The 15,900-nt window shown below is 72.9% G+C and carries 15 protein-coding genes; 10 read left to right on the top strand and 5 right to left on the bottom strand.

From position 1 onward, the window contains the following. Positions 1–66 precede the first annotated feature (66 nt). Genes AB0B63_RS11885 through mnhG form a run of 6 tightly spaced genes read left to right on the top strand, consistent with a single transcriptional unit; the run spans position 67 to position 6,277 of the window. Positions 67–2,889, top strand: coding sequence for a Na+/H+ antiporter subunit A (locus AB0B63_RS11885; RefSeq protein ID WP_357017328.1), 2,823 nt, complete (start codon positions 67–69; stop codon positions 2,887–2,889). Then, complete coding sequence (locus tag AB0B63_RS11880) at positions 2,886–3,404, top strand: Na(+)/H(+) antiporter subunit C (protein ID WP_357017325.1); 519 nt, start codon at positions 2,886–2,888, stop codon at positions 3,402–3,404. Before AB0B63_RS11885 ends, AB0B63_RS11880 begins: the two co-directional genes overlap by 4 nt. Continuing rightward, positions 3,401–4,981 carry a Na+/H+ antiporter subunit D gene (locus AB0B63_RS11875; RefSeq protein WP_067303875.1) on the top strand — a complete coding sequence of 527 codons (1,581 nt, stop codon included), beginning with the start codon at positions 3,401–3,403 and terminating at the stop codon, positions 4,979–4,981. Before AB0B63_RS11880 ends, AB0B63_RS11875 begins: the two co-directional genes overlap by 4 nt. Continuing rightward, positions 4,978–5,655: a Na+/H+ antiporter subunit E gene (locus AB0B63_RS11870; RefSeq protein WP_357017322.1), complete on the top strand. Its 678-nt coding sequence runs from the start codon at positions 4,978–4,980 to the stop codon at positions 5,653–5,655. The genes AB0B63_RS11875 and AB0B63_RS11870 overlap by 4 nt, the downstream gene beginning before the upstream one ends. Beyond that, entirely contained in the window at positions 5,652–5,915 is a 264-nt protein-coding gene (locus AB0B63_RS11865) for a monovalent cation/H+ antiporter complex subunit F (RefSeq protein ID WP_088645903.1), read from the top strand. Before AB0B63_RS11870 ends, AB0B63_RS11865 begins: the two co-directional genes overlap by 4 nt. Then, positions 5,912–6,277: a monovalent cation/H(+) antiporter subunit G gene (gene mnhG / locus AB0B63_RS11860; RefSeq protein WP_208566100.1), complete on the top strand. Its 366-nt coding sequence runs from the start codon at positions 5,912–5,914 to the stop codon at positions 6,275–6,277. The genes AB0B63_RS11865 and mnhG overlap by 4 nt, the downstream gene beginning before the upstream one ends. 87 nt (positions 6,278–6,364) lie before the next feature. On the opposite strand, the gene AB0B63_RS11855 is transcribed toward mnhG, so the two are convergent. Then, a complete protein-coding gene (locus AB0B63_RS11855; RefSeq protein WP_204924355.1) occupies positions 6,365–6,745 on the bottom strand; it encodes a YccF domain-containing protein in 381 nt (126 codons plus the stop codon). Positions 6,746–6,802: 57 nt separating this feature from the next. Between AB0B63_RS11855 and AB0B63_RS11850 the strand changes: the two genes are divergently transcribed. Continuing rightward, positions 6,803–7,819 carry a methyltransferase gene (locus AB0B63_RS11850; protein ID WP_357017317.1) on the top strand — a complete coding sequence of 339 codons (1,017 nt, stop codon included), beginning with the start codon at positions 6,803–6,805 and terminating at the stop codon, positions 7,817–7,819. Positions 7,820–7,862: 43 nt separating this feature from the next. Here the strand turns inward: AB0B63_RS11850 and AB0B63_RS11845 are convergent, their stop codons facing one another. From AB0B63_RS11845 to AB0B63_RS11830, 4 genes are read right to left on the bottom strand one after another with little or no spacing between them, the layout of a single operon-like run. Then, positions 7,863–8,885 carry a methyltransferase gene (locus AB0B63_RS11845; protein WP_357017314.1) on the bottom strand — a complete coding sequence of 341 codons (1,023 nt, stop codon included), beginning with the start codon at positions 8,883–8,885 and terminating at the stop codon, positions 7,863–7,865. Then, positions 8,882–10,048 carry an aminotransferase class V-fold PLP-dependent enzyme gene (locus AB0B63_RS11840; protein WP_357017311.1) on the bottom strand — a complete coding sequence of 389 codons (1,167 nt, stop codon included), beginning with the start codon at positions 10,046–10,048 and terminating at the stop codon, positions 8,882–8,884. Before AB0B63_RS11840 ends, AB0B63_RS11845 begins: the two co-directional genes overlap by 4 nt. Continuing rightward, positions 10,045–11,424 (bottom strand): tryptophan 2,3-dioxygenase family protein, encoded by a 1,380-nt coding sequence (locus AB0B63_RS11835; protein ID WP_357017308.1) that lies wholly within the window; start codon positions 11,422–11,424, stop codon positions 10,045–10,047. Before AB0B63_RS11835 ends, AB0B63_RS11840 begins: the two co-directional genes overlap by 4 nt. Positions 11,425–11,480: 56 nt before the next feature. Then, complete coding sequence (locus AB0B63_RS11830; protein ID WP_357017305.1) at positions 11,481–12,185, bottom strand: tryptophan 2,3-dioxygenase family protein; 705 nt, start codon at positions 12,183–12,185, stop codon at positions 11,481–11,483. 458 nt (positions 12,186–12,643) lie between these two features. Between AB0B63_RS11830 and AB0B63_RS11825 the strand changes: the two genes are divergently transcribed. The 3 genes from AB0B63_RS11825 (at position 12,644) to AB0B63_RS11815 (ending at position 15,814) form a co-directional block, all read left to right on the top strand. Next, complete coding sequence (locus AB0B63_RS11825) at positions 12,644–13,204, top strand: GNAT family N-acetyltransferase (RefSeq protein WP_208566095.1); 561 nt, start codon at positions 12,644–12,646, stop codon at positions 13,202–13,204. A gap of 231 nt (positions 13,205–13,435) precedes the next feature. Then, positions 13,436–14,398: a siderophore-interacting protein gene (locus AB0B63_RS11820; protein WP_208566094.1), complete on the top strand. Its 963-nt coding sequence runs from the start codon at positions 13,436–13,438 to the stop codon at positions 14,396–14,398. Between the two features lie 135 nt (positions 14,399–14,533). Continuing rightward, the gene (locus tag AB0B63_RS11815) at positions 14,534–15,814 is read left to right on the top strand and encodes a multidrug effflux MFS transporter (RefSeq protein WP_357017300.1); all 1,281 of its coding nucleotides are present in this window, start codon (positions 14,534–14,536) and stop codon (positions 15,812–15,814) included. Positions 15,815–15,900 lie beyond the last annotated feature (86 nt).

Genomic DNA, 15,900 nt, shown 5'->3' with positions numbered 1-15,900 from the left:
CGCCGCCGGTTCCGCACCGCCCCGATCGGGTCGGTGGCCGCCGACACTGATCTTTGAGGAGGGTATGTGCTGGTCCTGGTGGCGGTCCACGCACTGGCAGCCGTGGTCGCCCCGGGGCTGGTACGCCGCTTCGGTCGCCGGGCGCTCTACGCCGTCGCGCTCGCCCCGGCCGCCACGCTGGTCTGGGCGCTGACCCGCACCGGTGGGGTCCGGGCCGGCGAGCCGGTGGTGGAGACCTGGCCGTGGGTGCCCCGGATCGGCCTGGAACTCGCCCTGCGGATGGGCACCCTGTCCTGGCTGATGGTGGTGCTCGTCGGCGGGGTCGGCGCGCTGGTGCTGGCGTACAGCGCCAGGTACTTCCGATCCGACGACCCCGGGCTGGGCCGATTCGCTGCGGTCTTCGTCGCCTTCGCCGGCTCCATGCTCGGCCTGGTGGTCTCCGACGACCTGCTGCTGCTCTACGTCTTCTGGGAACTGACCACCGTCTTCTCGTACCTGCTGATCGGCTACGACCCGGCCAAGCGGGCCAGCCGGCGGGCCGCCATGCAGGCGTTGCTGGTCACCACCCTGGGCGGGCTCGCCATGCTGGCCGGGTTCGTGATGCTCGGCCAGCACGCCGGCAGCTACCGCTGGTCGGTCGTCGCCACCGACCTGCCCGGGGGCGGCTACCTGGTCACCGCGCTGATGCTGATCCTGCTCGGTGCGCTCAGCAAGTCGGCGATCGTCCCGTTCAGCTTCTGGCTGCCCGGGGCGATGGCCGCGCCCACCCCGGTCAGCGCCTACCTGCACGCCGCCGCGATGGTCAAGGCCGGGGTGTTCCTGGTCGCGCTGCTCGGCCCGGCCGTCGCCGACGTCACCGCCTGGCGGGTGGTGCTGCTCGTCACCGGCCTGGCCACCCTCTTCCTCGGCGCCTGGGTGGCGCTGCGCCAGACCGACCTGAAACTCCTCCTCGCCTACGGCACGGTCAGCCAGCTCGGGCTGCTGATGGTGGTCCTGGGTGCCGGCACCCGCGACGCCGCGCTGGCCGGCGCGGCGATGGTGTTGGCCCACGCCCTGTTCAAGGCCACCCTCTTCCTCGTCGTCGGGATCGTCGACCACACCACCGGCACCCGTGACCTGCGCGAACTCAGTGGCCTCGGCCGGCGCGCGCCGGTGCTGGCCGGGGTCGCCGTGCTGGCCGCCGCCTCGATGGCCGGGCTGCCGCCGATGGCCGGCTTCGTCGCCAAGGAGGCCGCCTTCGAGGCGTTCCAGCACGGGGGTACGGCCGACCTGCTGGTGCTGGCCGGGGTGGTGGCCGGGTCGGCGCTGACCGTGGCGTACACGCTGCGGTTCCTGTGGGGCGCGTTCGCCGGCAAGCCCGGGGTCGCGCCCACCGAGCCGCACCCGGCGGGCCGGTCGTTCCTCGCCGCCCCGGCGCTGCTCGCCGTGGCCGGGCTGGCCGTCGGCGTCGCCGCCCCGGCCCTCGACGGGCTGCTCGCCCCGTACGCCGACGGGTTCGCCTCCGCCGAGCCGGGTTACCACCTGGCGCTGTGGCACGGCCTGACCCCGGCGCTCGGGTTGTCCGCCCTGGCGGTGGCGGTCGGCGGCGGGCTGTTCCTGCTGCTGCACCGGGGACGGCTGCGGGCGACCCGGTGGACCCCGGTCGACGGCGCGGCCGGCTACGAGCGGTTGGTCGCCGGGGTGGACCGGCTCGCGGTGGAGCTGACCGGCGCCACCCAGCGGGGCTCGCTGCCGTTCTACCTCGGGATCATCCTGGTGGTGCTGGTCGTCCTGCCCGGCGGCGCGCTGCTCACCGGTGGGCCCTGGCCCCGGGAGTTCCGCGCCTGGGACACCCCGTTGCAGGCGGTCGTCGCCGCCCTGGTGATCGTCGCCGCCGTGATGGCCGCCCGCGCGCTGCGCCGGCTCACCGCGATGATCCTGGTCGGTGTCGCCGGCTACGGCACTGCGCTGATGTTCGTCCTGCACGGCGCGCCGGACCTGGCGCTGACCCAGTTCCTGGTGGAGACCGTCACCATCGTCATGTTCGTGCTGGTGCTGCGCCGGCTGCCGGTGAAGTTCTCGGCCCGGCCGATCCGCCGCAGCCGGCGCGGCCGGATCGCCCTCGGGGTCGCCGTCGGCGCGGTCGTGTCCGGGATGGCCTGGGTCGCGTCGAGCGGCCGGCTGGCCACCCCGGTCTCCGAGCGGTTCCCCGACGAGGCGGTCTCCTACGGCGGCGGCAAGAACGTGGTCAACGTGACCCTGGTCGACATCCGCGCCTGGGACACCATGGGCGAGATCGCGGTGCTGGTGGTGGCCGCCACCGGGGTGGCCAGCCTGATCTTCCGCCGCTCCCGGGACCTGGACCGGCGCAGCGCCGTCCCCGGCCCCCGACCGGCGACCACCGGCGGGCCGCGCTGGCTGACCGCCGGCTTCGAGGCGCACCGGCACTCGGTGATCCTCCAGGTGGTCACCCGGCTGCTGTTCCACGCCATCGTGCTGTTCTCGGTCTACCTGCTCTTCTCCGGTCACAACGCCCCCGGTGGCGGGTTCGCCGCCGGGCTGGTCGCCGGCCTGGCCCTGGCCGTGCGCTACCTGGCCGGCGGCCGGCGGGAACTCAACGCCGCCGCGCCGGTCGACGCCGGGGCGGTGCTCGGCGCGGGGCTGTTCCTCGCCGTCGGCACCGGCGTGGTGGCGATGCCGCTGGGCGGGGAGTTCCTGCAGAGCGCGGTGCTCGACCTGCACCTGCCCCTGCTGGGCAAGGTCCACTTCGTCTCGTCGGTCTTCTTCGACGTCGGCGTCTACCTGATCGTGGTCGGCCTGGTGCTGGACATCCTGCGCAGCCTCGGCGCCGAGATGGACCGCCAGCAGGAGGACGCCCACGACGACGTACGGGACAAGGAGCTGGTGTGACCCCCAACCTCACCTACATCGTCGTGGTCGGCGTGCTCTTCGCCGCCGGGGTGACCCTGCTGCTGGAACGCAGCCTCACCCGGGTGCTGATGGGCGTCATCCTGCTCGGCAACGGTGCCAACCTGTTGCTGCTCACCGGGGGCCGGGCCGGTGGCCCGCCGATCGTCGGCACCAGCGACGCCGACGAGATGAGCGATCCGCTGCCCCAGGCGATGGTGCTCACCGCCATCGTCATCACCCTCGGCATGACCGCGTTCCTGCTGGCGCTGTCATACCGCAGCTGGCACCTCAACGGCCACGACGAGGTGCAGGACGACGTGGAGGACCGCCGGATCATGGACCTGGCCGACCGGGACGAGGGGCCGGGCACCGACGACGCCGACCAGCCCGACTCCGACGACCAGCCCGACTCCGACGACCAGCTCGACGGCGACGGGCGGCCCGATCCGGACAGCCGGCGGCCCTCGGCGGCGTCGGTGGCGGCGGCGGCCGGCGGGCGGGGGAGGGAAGCGTGAACTACCTCGTCCCGCTGCCGGTGGTGATGCCACTGCTCGGCGCGGCCCTGACCCTGCTGCTGGCCAGCCGCCCCCGTGCGCAGCGGTGGGTCAGCCTCACCGTGCTCACCGCGACCGTGGCGGTGGCCGCCACCCTGCTGGTCCGCTCCTCGATCGACGGACCACTCGTCGTCGAGGTCGGCGGCTGGGTCGCGCCGCTGGGCATCGTGCTCGTCGCCGACCAGCTCGCCGCGCTGATGCTGGTGGTGTCCGCCGCCGTGACCCTCTGCGTGCTGGTGTACTCCATCGGGCAGGGCATGGCCGACGGGCACGAGGACACCCCGCTGTCGGTCTACCACCCCACCTACCTGGTGCTGACCGCCGGAGTGTGCAACGCGTTCCTCTCCGGTGACCTGTTCAACCTCTACGTCGGTTTCGAGATCCTGCTGGTCGCCAGCTACGTGCTGCTCACCCTGGGCAGCACCGAGACCCGCATCCGGGCCGGCACCACGTACGTCGTGGTCAGCCTGCTGTCGTCGCTGATCTTCCTGGTGGCGATCGGGCTGGTCTACTCGGCCACCGGCACCCTCAACCTGGCCCAGCTCGTCGACCGGCTCGACGCGCTCCCCGACGACCTGCGGTTGGTGCTGCAGGGGATGCTGCTGCTCGCCTTCGGCATCAAGGCGGCGGTCTTCCCGCTGTCGGCGTGGCTGCCCGACAGTTATCCCACCGCGCCCGCACCGGTCACCGCCGTCTTCGCCGGCCTGCTCACCAAGGTCGGCGTGTACGCCATCATCCGCACCGAGACGCTGCTGTTCCCCGGTGGCCGGACCGCCGACCTGCTGCTGGTGGTGGCGGCGTTGACCATGCTGGTCGGCATCCTGGGCGCGGTCGCCCAGTCCGACATCAAACGACTGCTGTCGTTCACCCTGATCAGCCACATCGGGTACATGTTGTTCGGGGTGGGCCTCAGCTCGTCGCTCGGGTTGGCCGCCGCGATCTTCTACGTGGTGCACCACATCACCATCCAGACCACCCTCTTCCTCGCCGCCGGGCTGGTCGAACGCCGGGGCGGCAGCACCGCGCTGGACCGCCTCGGCGGGCTGGCCCGGTTGTCGCCGCTGCTCGCCGTGCTGTTCTTCGTGCCCGCGCTGAACCTGGCCGGGATTCCACCGTTCTCCGGTTTCCTCGGCAAGCTCGGCCTGGTCCAGGCCGGGGTGGACGACGGTGGCGTGCTGGCCTGGGTGCTGGTCGCCGGTGGGCTGCTGACCAGCCTGCTCACCCTCTACGCCATCGCCCGCGTGTGGAACCTGGCGTTCTGGCGTCGCCCGCACCCGGAGATGCCCGAACCGCAGGACAGCGTGCACACCGTGCGTACCGACGGGGTGGAGCAGCCCTACCGGGGGCCGGACCGCGACGCCCACCCGGGCGCGATGCTGCCCCGCCTGATGATCGCGCCGACGGTCGCCCTGGTGGTGCTGGGGCTGGGGCTGACCGTGGTGGCCGGGCCACTGTTCGACCTCAGCTCCGACGCCGCGGACGACCTGCTGCGGCGCACCCCGTACGTCGAGGCCGTCTACCCCGGGGGTACCCCGTGAGCCACGATCCGCCGCCGCAGCGGCCCGAGGAACTCTCGCCGCCACCGGAGGACCTGTCGCCGCAGCGCGCCGGGGAACCGTCGCCGCCGGTGCATCCCGAGGATCTGCCGTTGACCCCGGCGGCCCGCCGCCGCAACCAGGCCGTCGCGATGATCGTCCTGGTCACCGTCTGGGTGCTGCTCTGGGGGACGCTGAGCTGGGCCAACGTGCTCGGTGGGCTGGTGGTGGGGCTGGTGGTGCTGACCGTCTTCCCGCTGCCGCCGGTGACCTTCGCCGGACGGGTGCACCCGGTGCCGCTGCTGCGGTTCGCCCTGCGCTTCCTGCGGGACCTGGTGGTGGCCAGCGTCCAGATCGCGGTGCTGGCGCTGCGGTTCGGGCACCCCCCGCTGGGCGCGATCATCGCGGTGCCGCTGCGGGTCCGCTCCGACCTCAACCTCACCCTGACCGCCGAGGCGCTGTCCCTGGTGCCCGGCAGCCTCATCGTCGAGGTTGACCGGGACGCCGGCATCCTCTACGTCCACGTCCTCGGGGTGCGCGACCGCGCCGAGGTCGAACGCTTCCGCGACGGCGTGCTGGAGTTGGAGGCCCGGTTGATCGCGGCGATCGGTTCGGCGCAGGAGCAACGGCTGATCCGGGAGCACACACCGTCCACCCTGGAAGGAAGTTCGAGATGACCGCTGTCGCCGTGATCGTCACCGTGCTGCTGGCGGTGGCCGGTGCGCTCACCCTCACCCGGATCGTCCGGGGGCCGTCGGTGCTCGACCGGGCGGTCGCCACCGACGTGCTGCTGGCCATCGTGGTGGCCGCCGTGGCGACCGAGGCCGCCTACAGCCGGGACGCGACCGCGCTGCCGATCCTGGTGGTGCTGGCCATCCTCGGATTCGTCGGGTCGGTAAGCGTCGCCCGCTTCGCCACCCGCCGGGACGACCGGTGAGCGTCGACGCGGTGCTGGACGTGGTGGCCGCGGTCTGCCTGCTGGGCGGCGCGCTGCTCAGTCTCGCCGCCGGGGTCGCCCTGGTCCGCTTCCCCGACCTGCTGTCGCGGATGCACGCCGCGGCCAAGCCACAGGTGCTCGGCCTGCTGCTGGTGCTGCTCGGCTGCGCGCTGCGGCTGCGGACCGGGGTGGACGTCACCACGCTGGTGCTGGTCGGCGCGTTCCAGTTGGCCACCGCGCCGGTCGCCGCCCACATGATCGGCCGGGCCGGCTACCCGCACGACCGGATCCGCACCGATCTCCTGATCACCGACGAACTCGCCGCCCACCTCGACCGCCTGCACGCCGACCGCCGGCCCTGACCGGGGTGTTCCCCGGCCTTCGGGCCCCGGCCGCCGGGTCGTCGCGGCCGGGTCGTCGCTGCCCTGACCGGGGTGTCCCCGGGCCGGTCAGGGGGCCTCTACGACCTCCCGGCCGAGCGGCCAGAACGCCGCCGGGACGAGCTTGAAGTTGGCGATGCCGAACGGGATGCCGATGATCGTGACGCAGAGCGCGATCCCGGCGAGCAGGTGCGACAGTGCCAGCCACCAGCCGGCGAGCAGCACCCACAGCACGTTCGCCAGCCCGGACGGGACGCCGGCCCCCGGCTTGGTGACCAGGGTCCGCCCGAACGGCCACAGCGAGTACGACGCCAACCGCAGCGACGCCACCCCGAACGGGATCGTGATGATGAGCACGAAGCAGACCACCGCCGCGACGAAGTAGCCGAGGGCCAGCACGATTCCGCCACCGAGGATGAGCCACAACAGGTTCAGGATGAAGCGAATCATTACTCCATAGTGACGGGTGCGTGCCACCGCGTCACCGTTCCATGATCTTATGTTCCCATGATCACTCCCACTCCTCTCATGCATCTCGTCGCCGGTGTCTGGGGCTTCAAGACCCTCGCCGTCGGGGTCGAGTTCGGGCTGTTCACCAAGCTGGCCGGCGGCCGGACCGTCACCGTGGCCGAGGCCGCCGCCGAGTTCGGGCTCGACGAACGCCCCGCCGACCTGCTGCTGTCGGCCAGCGCGTCGCTGGGGCTGCTGGAGCGGGCCGGTGACGGCTACCGCAACTCCGCGCTGGCCGAGCAGTTCCTGGTCGAGGGGCGGCCCTACTACTTCGGTGCCCAGGTGCGCTACTCCGACCTGCGCACCTACCTGCCCTGGCACCGGGTGGGCGAGGCGCTGCGCGGTAACCGGCCGCTCACCTGGGACCCGCAGCAGCAGGACTCCCTGTTCGACACCACCGACCAGGAGCTGGTGGCCCAGTTCTGGGACGCCATGTTCGCCACCTCCCGGTTCACCGCCCGCGCCCTGGCCGACGCGTACGACTTCGGCGCGCACCGCCGGCTGCTCGACGTCGGCGGCGGCGCGGGGGCGTTCCCGATCGAGTTCTGTCTGCGTCTGCCGCACCTGCGGGCGACGATCCTGGACCTGCCGCACGTGTGCGTGCGGGCCGGGGAGCGGATCGCGGAGGCGGGCCTGACCGACCGGATCAGCGCCGTCCCCGGGGACTTCCTCGCCGACCCGGCCCTGCCGGACGGGCACGACGTGATCCTGCTCAGCATGATCCTGCACGACTGGGACGAGCCGACCAACCGGGCGCTGCTGGCCCGGTGTTTCGCCGCGCTGCCGCCCAGCGGGGTGGTCGTCATCTCTGAGCTGCTGCTCAACGACGAGCGCACCGGCCCGCCGGAGGCCGCCCTGATGGGCATGAACATGCTCGTCGAGACCGAGGGCGGCAAGAACTACTCCGGTGCGGAGTACCGGGCCTGGCTGACCGACGCCGGCTTCGTCGATGTGCGTACGGTGCCGTTCGAGGCCCCCGGCGCGAACGGCGCGGTGCTGGCCCGCCGCCCCTGACCGGCCCGGCCGGCGGGCCACCACGGCCCGCCGGCCCGCCCGCTCACCCCGGCTTGTACGCGGTGACCAGCTCCCACCCGCCGGGCAGCACCGCCACCCGGGTGAAGCCGACCTCGGCGAGCAGCCCGGTGTAGAACTCGACCTCCCGCAGCCGGCTGACGCAGCTGTCCACCCCGATCAGGAAGTAGCTCCAGAAGAACTGCACGGCCAGCCGGTCCGGGGTGCGGAACTCCTCGGCGATCAGCAGCAGCCCACCGGGCTCCAGCGCCGCGTACGCCTGCTCGACCAGGCGGCGGGCGACGTCGTTGGGCCAGTCGTGCAGCACCCGGACGAACGCCATCGCGTCGTAGCCGGTCGGCAGCGGCCCGGCGAGGAAGTCGCCGCCGACGAAGCCCAGCCGGTCGGGGTGCCCCCGGTCGGCCCGGGTGGCCGCCACCAGCGGTGCCACCGCCGGCAGGTTGAACACGTCGACCCGCAGGGCGGGGGCGGTGTCGAGGACGTGCGCGGCGAGGGTGCCGTCACCACCGCCGACGTCCAGCAGGCGTCGCCGGTCCGACCAGAGCCGGTCGGCGTGCCGGCGCAGCGTCTCGATCACCGGGCCGAGCCCGGCGGCCATGCTGCGTTCGAAGTCGGCGGTCTGCGCGTCGGTCTTCGGCGGCCAGGCGAAGTCGTCGTCGGTCATGCCGACCTCGCCGCGCAGGCTCTCGGCGAGCCGGCCGTGCAGCAGTCGCCACGGGTAGCGGTCCCGGTCCCGTTCGATCGCGTCCGGGCCGACCACCGCCAGCACGGCATCGCGCAACCCGGGCACCGCCTGGTAGCTGGCTGCGGCGATGTCGTCGCCGGGTTCGTGGCGGGTGACGCAGCCGAGGCTCTCCAGGCAGTCGAGGAACTTGTATAGCCGCAGCGGGCGCACCCCGAACCGGTCGGCCAGCGCGTCGAGGCGTACCGGGCCGGGTTCCAGCGCGTCGAGCAGGCCGAGGGCCAGCGCGGTCTCCAGCACGTCGACGGCCTTGGGGCCGTTGACGAGCAGGCTCATCAGCGCCCGGGGGGACAGGGTGACGCTCACCGGCCCAACTCCCCGGCGAGCGCGTCCATGAACGCGTCGACCTCGTCGAGGGTGTTGTAGACGTGCGGTCCGACCCGCAGCCAGCCCCGCCAGGTGCAGATCATGTTGCGTGCGGCCAGCCGCCGCTTGACCGCCTCGCCGTCGGGGACGTCCAGGCAGACCACCCCGCCCCGGCGCTGCGGGTCGGTGGGGCTGACCACCGCGATGCCGGCCGCCGCCGCCCGGTCCAGGACCCGCTGGGTCAGCGCCAGCGAGTGCGCCCGGATCGCCCCGATCCCGACGCCCGCGAGCAGGTCCAGGCCGACCTGGGAGATCAGCGAGGTCAACGGGTACGGCGTGCCGCCGGCGAAGCGTTGCGCCCCCGCCGCCCACCCGGTCGACACCCGGAAGGTCAACGCCCGGTCGCCGGCCTGCCACCCGGTCGCCGCCGGTTCCAGCCGCTCGGCCAGGTCGGGGCGGACGTAGAGGAAGGCGGTGCCGGCCCCGCACAGCCACTTGTGCGCACCGCCGAGGACGACGTCGACGCCGAGCGCGGTCACGTCCAGCGGGACCGCCCCGACGGTCTGGAAGGCGTCCACCACCACCAGGGCGCCGACGGCGTGGGCGCGGGCGACCAGCCGGGCCAGGTCGATGGTGGCCCCGGAGGAGAAACTCGCATGGGGTACGCAGACCAGCAGCGTCCGCTCGTCGATGCGGGCTTCGAGGGCGTCCTCGTCGAACCGGGGGCCGCCGGTGCCGACCACGTCGAGCCGCGCGCCGTAGCGGCGGAACGCGGTGCCGATGAACGGCACCGTCGGGTACTCCAGGTCGGTGGTGACGATCCGGTCGCGCGGCGGGCGGTAGTCGAAGCAGGACAGTACCCGGACCAGCAGCGTGCTCAGGTTGGCGTCGGTGACCACGCTGCCCGGCGGTGCGCCGAGCAGCGCGGCGACCGAGTCGGCGTACCGGTCGAGGCCGACGTGCCAGCCCTGCCACACGTCGTCGCGCCAGTCGCGCAGGGTGGCCCAGTAGTCGGCGAGCACCCGTTCGACGCCCCGGGGCGACGCGCCGGTGGAGTTGTTGCCCAGGTAGACGCAGGTTTCCAGCAGCGGGAACTCGGCGCGCAGGGTGGTGTGCGCGGCGGTGTCCAGGCAGCCTGCCGGGAGGGTGTCGGGTCCGCTCACTCGGAGCAGCCTCCAATCGGGTCGACCCGGGTGGTGCCCGGGTCTGCGGATACGGTGGTGAAGACCGGATCGGCGCGGACGGCCGCCAGGTAGGGGGTGCCCTCGGTGTAACCGGTGCCGGAACGGCTGCCGAGCATCCGGGTCGCCAGCCGGTGATGGGTGCGTCGCCAGGTCAGCACGGCCTCGGCGAAGGCCGCCATCCGCTGGCGTACCAGCGCCTGGTCGGGGCCCCGCAGCAGCCCGTCGTGGACCGCCGCCCGGTAGGCCTGGTCGATCGACGGCTGGCCGGACCGCACCAGGTCACGCACCTCCGGCACCGACCGGTACGCGGTGGAGTCCAACCGGTCCGGCGTCGGCGGACGGCACAGCGACTCCATCAGTTTGTAGGAGCGGGACTGGATCGCGCTGGCCCCCTCGGTGTAATCCCGGAACGTCCGGAACGCCGCCGGTTGCATGGTGGCCAGCAGCGAGAAGAGCGGACCGGCGTCACTGATCAGCTCCCGGGCGTACGCCAGCGAGGCGGCGGCCCGGTGGGGACGACCGGTGGCCAGCGCGGTGATCGTGTCCCGCAACTCCTCGGCCACCCCGGCGAACACACACTCGTACGCCTGTAGGACCCGGATGAACAGGTATTCGTCGTGGGAGACGTAGACCGGCAACATGCTCAGCCGCAGGACCCGCTCCCGGGCGGGATCACGGCCGGCGACGGCGAGCCGGTGCAGCGCCGTCGCCGCCGCCACCGGGTCCCGGGTCGCTGTCACCGGGTCCGGGTCGGTGACCGCCCCGACACGGCCGAGCCGGGTCAGCGCGGAGATCCCGGCCCGCACCCCGAGTCGGTACCGTTTGGCCACCACCGTCGGCTCCGGCCGCTGCTCGGGGAGCAGATCGGTGGCGTCGGTCGCGACGGCCAACTCGAACGCGAGGGCGTCGGCGACGAGGTCGACCAGCAGCCGGTCGCGTTCCCGCCGCCCGCCGGCCTGCCCGGCCCGCGTCGCCTGCTGGCTCTGCCCGGCCCGCGTCGCCGGCCCGGTCGGCCCGGTCTGGTCGGTCTGGCCGGTCGACGGGGCCGGCCCGGCCGGGCGGATGTCCGTGGGTCCGGCGGCGGGCAGGGGGAGCAGGGGCAGGGCCAGGTAGCTGCGGTAGTCGTACCGGTCGTCCCACTTGTCGAGCGCAACGTCGAGGAAGGTGGACAACTGGCGGGCGGGGGGCGTCCGGGTGCCCACCCGGGCGCGGACCTGATCAAGGACGGCCAGCAGTTCCTTTTTGACGAAGTGTTTGCCGACGCGTTGAAATTCGGTGACAACCGCATCGTAGGGAAATCTCTCGGGATCGGCCGTACCGGACGACCAGCTGGTCAGCTCAAGCACGATCCGCACCTCGGGTGGGGGTATGTCAAGGGAGGCGCCGACGATTCTTCGAGTGGCGCTGGTCGTCATGCTTCTGCGGAGCGGGAATGGGCCGACACCGGCGTGTCGGTGTTCGGCCGGGCCGCTCGCAGCTCGGGGAAGAACCGGTGCTCGACGAGCTTGGCGAGCATCGTGGCCGGGCTGGCCGGGCTGCCGTCGGCGGGGTGGCCACCGACGGCCAGGGCGACCTGGTAGTGACGTGCCCGCCACCGGGAGACCTGTTCGTCCCATCCGGCCATCGCCTCGGCGAGCCGACGTGTCGGGTCGGTCGGCGGCAGGGTGTGCAGCGTCGCGCCCCGGTCGGCGAGCTGCCCGGCGAAGGCCCGGCCGAGCTGCCGGCTCACCGACGCGACCTGACGCCAGCCGGGTGACTCGGCACCGGATCCGTTGCCCAGCGCCGGTTGCATCGTCTGAAAGTCGATCGGTGCCAGATGGTCGAACATCGCCAACTGGTCGGTGACCAGTCGCACCGCGAGCGTCGCACGGGCCAGCAGCGCCGCCGCCGCTGCCGGGTCGGCGGCCTCGGTCCGCGCCACGGCGGCGCTCAGCTCGGCCCCGGCCAGCTTCAGCCACAACTCGGTGGACTGGTGTACGACCTGGAAGAGCAACTCGTCGCGGTGCAGCACCTCCTCCGGGCGGCGTTGCAGATCGAGCAGTTCACCGGTGCGCATGTAGCGGGCGTAGTCCGTAGGACCGTCGCCGGGCAGCACGGGTGACTGGTTACGTTTCACGAATGTCCCTCCGGTAAATGCCGGCGCGGCACGGATGTCGGCGCTCAACGGCGCAATTATCCAACGAAGAACGGCAATGTGTCACCCCCTCTCGAAGTGGAGGGTGGTCGGCCTCGGGGGAGGAAACGCACTTTTTCTCTCAGCATGTGAGCGCTAACATGAATAATTCCTTTCGTCAATGCCGAACGGTGCCTGACGTGTCACATCCGCCCGGCCCGGGCGAGGTCCGGGGTGGGTGACCCGTTCCGCGGTCGCCCGACGGGGGCCTGCGTGGGCGGGGCGGTCCGGCCGGGAATCCGGGCGTACTCGGAGTGTTCGATTGCTTACTGTGCGGATGCGTGGTTGGGTCGTCCTTGCCTATCGGCTGCGGCGGTCGGCAACGGCGGTCGGCGGGTGGCGGTGGCGGTTCGTGAGTCGACGGTTCGTTGGGTCGACGGCTCGGTCCCGGAAGGAGTGCCATGGCGACGGTGTCGACCTCCGCCTCGCGTCTGATCGACGGCTTCGGTGAGGTGACCATCCGGCCGGTGCGGCCCGACCGGGACGTCGAGGTGATCCACGACTGGGTCACCCGGGAGCGGTCCCGGTTCTGGGGCATGCGGGACGCCGACCGCGAGCGGGTGCACGAGATATACGCGTACCTCGACTCGTTGAGCACCCATCACGCGTACCTGGTCCACCGGGACGGCCGCCCGGTGGCCCTGTTCCAGACCTACGAACCGGCCGCCGACCCGGTCGGGCGGTGCTACGAGGTGCGCCCCGGTGACTTCGGTGTCCACCTGCTCATCGGCCCCCCGGACGGCGGTACGGAGCCCGGCTTCACCGGTGTGCTCCTCGACGCGTTCCTCGCGTTCGTGCTGGCCGATCCGACCCGGCTGCGGATCGTGGCCGAGCCGGACGCCCGCAACACCCGGGCCGTCGACCGGCTGGCCCGCGCCGGCTTCGTACCCGGCCCGCAGATCGACCTGCCGGACAAGCGCGCCCAACTGATGTTCCTCGACCGGGTCGCGCCGGGTCACTGACCGCCGCCCGCCGGTCGGGTGCGCCGACGGTGCCCGCTGGTCGTACTCGCTGGTCGTGCCTGCCGATGGTGCCGCAGGGTCGGGGGCGCCCCGTGGTCCTGACCGGTCGCCATGTCGAGACCCGCGTGGTCCTGGCCGCGACGTGGCGTGGCCGCGACGGCGGTTCACCCGAACGGGGACGGGGTGGGCCACCTCGCCATTCATCTTCTTGGTTAGGTTAGCCTCACCTACGTGCTTAGTGATCGAGTTCGCCCGGCGGGGGAGCCCCACCACGCCACCGGCACCGCGACCCTGCCCGTGGCCCCCTGGCGGCTGTTCGACGTTCAGGTACGCGCGGCGCGTCGACTCAGCCCGTCCTTCCTGCGGGTCACCTTCACCGGCCCGGACCTCGACCGGTTCGCCGACAACGGCTACGACCAGCGGATCAAGCTGGTGCTGCCGCTGCCCGGCCGGCCCGGCGTCCACCTGCCCGGCGGTGCCGACTGGTACTCCCACTGGCGGGCGCTGCCCGAGGACGAGCGCTGCCCGATCCGCACCTACACCGTCCGGGCGGTCCGGCCGTACCTGGCCGAGGTCGACATCGACCTCGTGCTGCACGGCGACAGCGGTCCGGCCGGTCGGTGGGCGTTGCGGGCCCGCCCCGGCGACGAGGCCGGCCTCCTCGGACCCGACGCCGGTCACCACGGTGACCACGGCGGCATCGAGTTCCGCCCACCGGACGCCGGTCAGTTGCTGCTGGCGGGTGACGAGACCGCCGTACCGGCGATCAGCGCCATCCTGGAGCGGCTGCCCCTCGACGCCCGGGGCCGGGTGCTGCTGGAGGTGCCGGAGCGGGCCGACGTGCTGCCGCTCGTCGCCCCGCCCGGGGTCACGGTCGACTGGCTGCCCCGCGACGGCGGCGACCACGGCAGTCGGCTGCTACCCGCCGTCGCCGCCGCAGCGCACCACCTGCTCTCCGACGTCGGCGCACACCCCACCGGGGGGCCGACCGTCGACGTCGACGTCGATACCGACCAGGCTGTGCTCTGGGAGGTGCCGACCCCGACCGCGCCGGTGCCGGTCTACGCCTGGCTGGCGGGGGAGGCCGGCGTCATCCGCGCATTGCGCCGGCACCTCGTCGCCGACCGGGGCATGGACCGGCGCGCGGTCGCCTTCATGGGGTACTGGCGGCACGGCCGGACGGACCCGGCTTGACCGTGACCAGCGGTTGTGACCCGCGTTACCTCTCGGTGGAGCGGGAATCAGAACAGCGGATCAGGATTTGAAGCCAGGTGTGACCTTCGCACCCGTTACCGTCCGGCCGCACCCCGACCGGGCGGAGCCTTCCCGATGACCGACGTCGTCCACGACCAGTCGCCGAAGGTCGCGTCGACGCCGGGGGACCTGATGACCCGCCGGCAGCGCGTGCGACTCGTTCTCGTCCTCGGCTCGCTGATCGCCATCGGCCCGCTGACCATCGACATGTACCTGCCGGCGCTGCCGGCCATCGCCACCTACTTCGCGACCACCTCGGCGGCCGTCCAGTTGACCCTCACCGGCACGCTCGCCGGGTTGGCCCTCGGTCAACTGCTGATCGGGCCGCTCTCCGACGCGGTCGGCCGCCGCCGCCCGCTGATCGTCGGGCTCGCGGTGCACGTCGTGGCCTCGGCGCTCTGCGTCGTCGCCCCCAACATCGCCGTCCTCGGCGCACTGCGGGTGGTGCAGGGCCTCGGGGTCGCCGCCGCCACGGTGGTCGCCATGGCGGTGCTGCGTGACCTGTTCGACGGCACCGCCTTCGCGACCCTCCTCTCCCGGCTGCTGCTGGTGATGGGCGCGGCGCCGATCCTCGCCCCCACCCTCGGCGGCGGAGTGCTGCGCTGGACCGACTGGCGGGGTGTCTTCGTGACGCTCGCCGTCTTCGGCGTGCTGCTCGCCGTGCTCGCCGTGATCGGCCTGCCCGAGACCCTGCCGGCCGCCCGTCGTCAGCGGGGCGGCGTGTGGACGACCGTCGGCCTGTACGGCTCGCTGCTGCGCGACCGCACCTTCGTGGGGCTCGTCCTGGTCGCCGGCCTGGCCATGGCGGCGCTGTTCGCGTACGTGGCCGGCTCGTCCTTCGTCCTCCAGGAGGGGTACGGGCTCGACGAGCAGCAGTTCGCGCTGGCGTTCGGAGCGGGCGCGGTGGGGCTGATCGGGGCGGCCCAGTACAACGTACGGCTGCTGCGTCGCTTCTCCCCGCAGCGCATCCTGGTCACCTCGTTGAGCGTCGGCACGCTGGCCGGGCTGGCGCTGCTGGCCTTCGCCGCGACCGGATTCGGCGGGCTGCCCGCCCTGCTGGTGACGTTATGGGTGGTGCTGGCGACGGCCGGCCTGGCGATGCCGAACGCCCCGGCGCTGGCGCTGTCCCGCCACGGCGAGGCGGCCGGCACCGCGTCGGCCCTGCTCGGTGCCGTGCAGTTCGGCGTCGGTGCGGTGGCCGCGCCGATGGTGGGGGTGCTGGGCAACGGTGCGGTGGCGATGGCGCTGGTGGTGGCGGGTGGGATGGTGGCGGCGCTGGCGGTGCTGTTCCTGGTGGTCCGCCCGTCCAGGCTCGCCGACCTGGAACCGCCCGTGGCAGTGGTCGTGGTGCACTGACGGGACCGGCCGGACACGTCGACTCGGGTTACTCCGGCCGCAAACGGGGTGAACAGCGGCGGGAGAGGGTGAGGCCCGTGACCGGC

The organism is Micromonospora sp. NPDC049081 (genome assembly GCF_040648835.1).
In the GTDB taxonomy this organism is placed as follows: domain Bacteria; phylum Actinomycetota; class Actinomycetes; order Mycobacteriales; family Micromonosporaceae; genus Micromonospora; species Micromonospora antibiotica.
The sequence above is the reverse complement of the archived record's forward strand: the minus strand, read 5'-3'. Positions and strand labels throughout refer to the sequence as shown.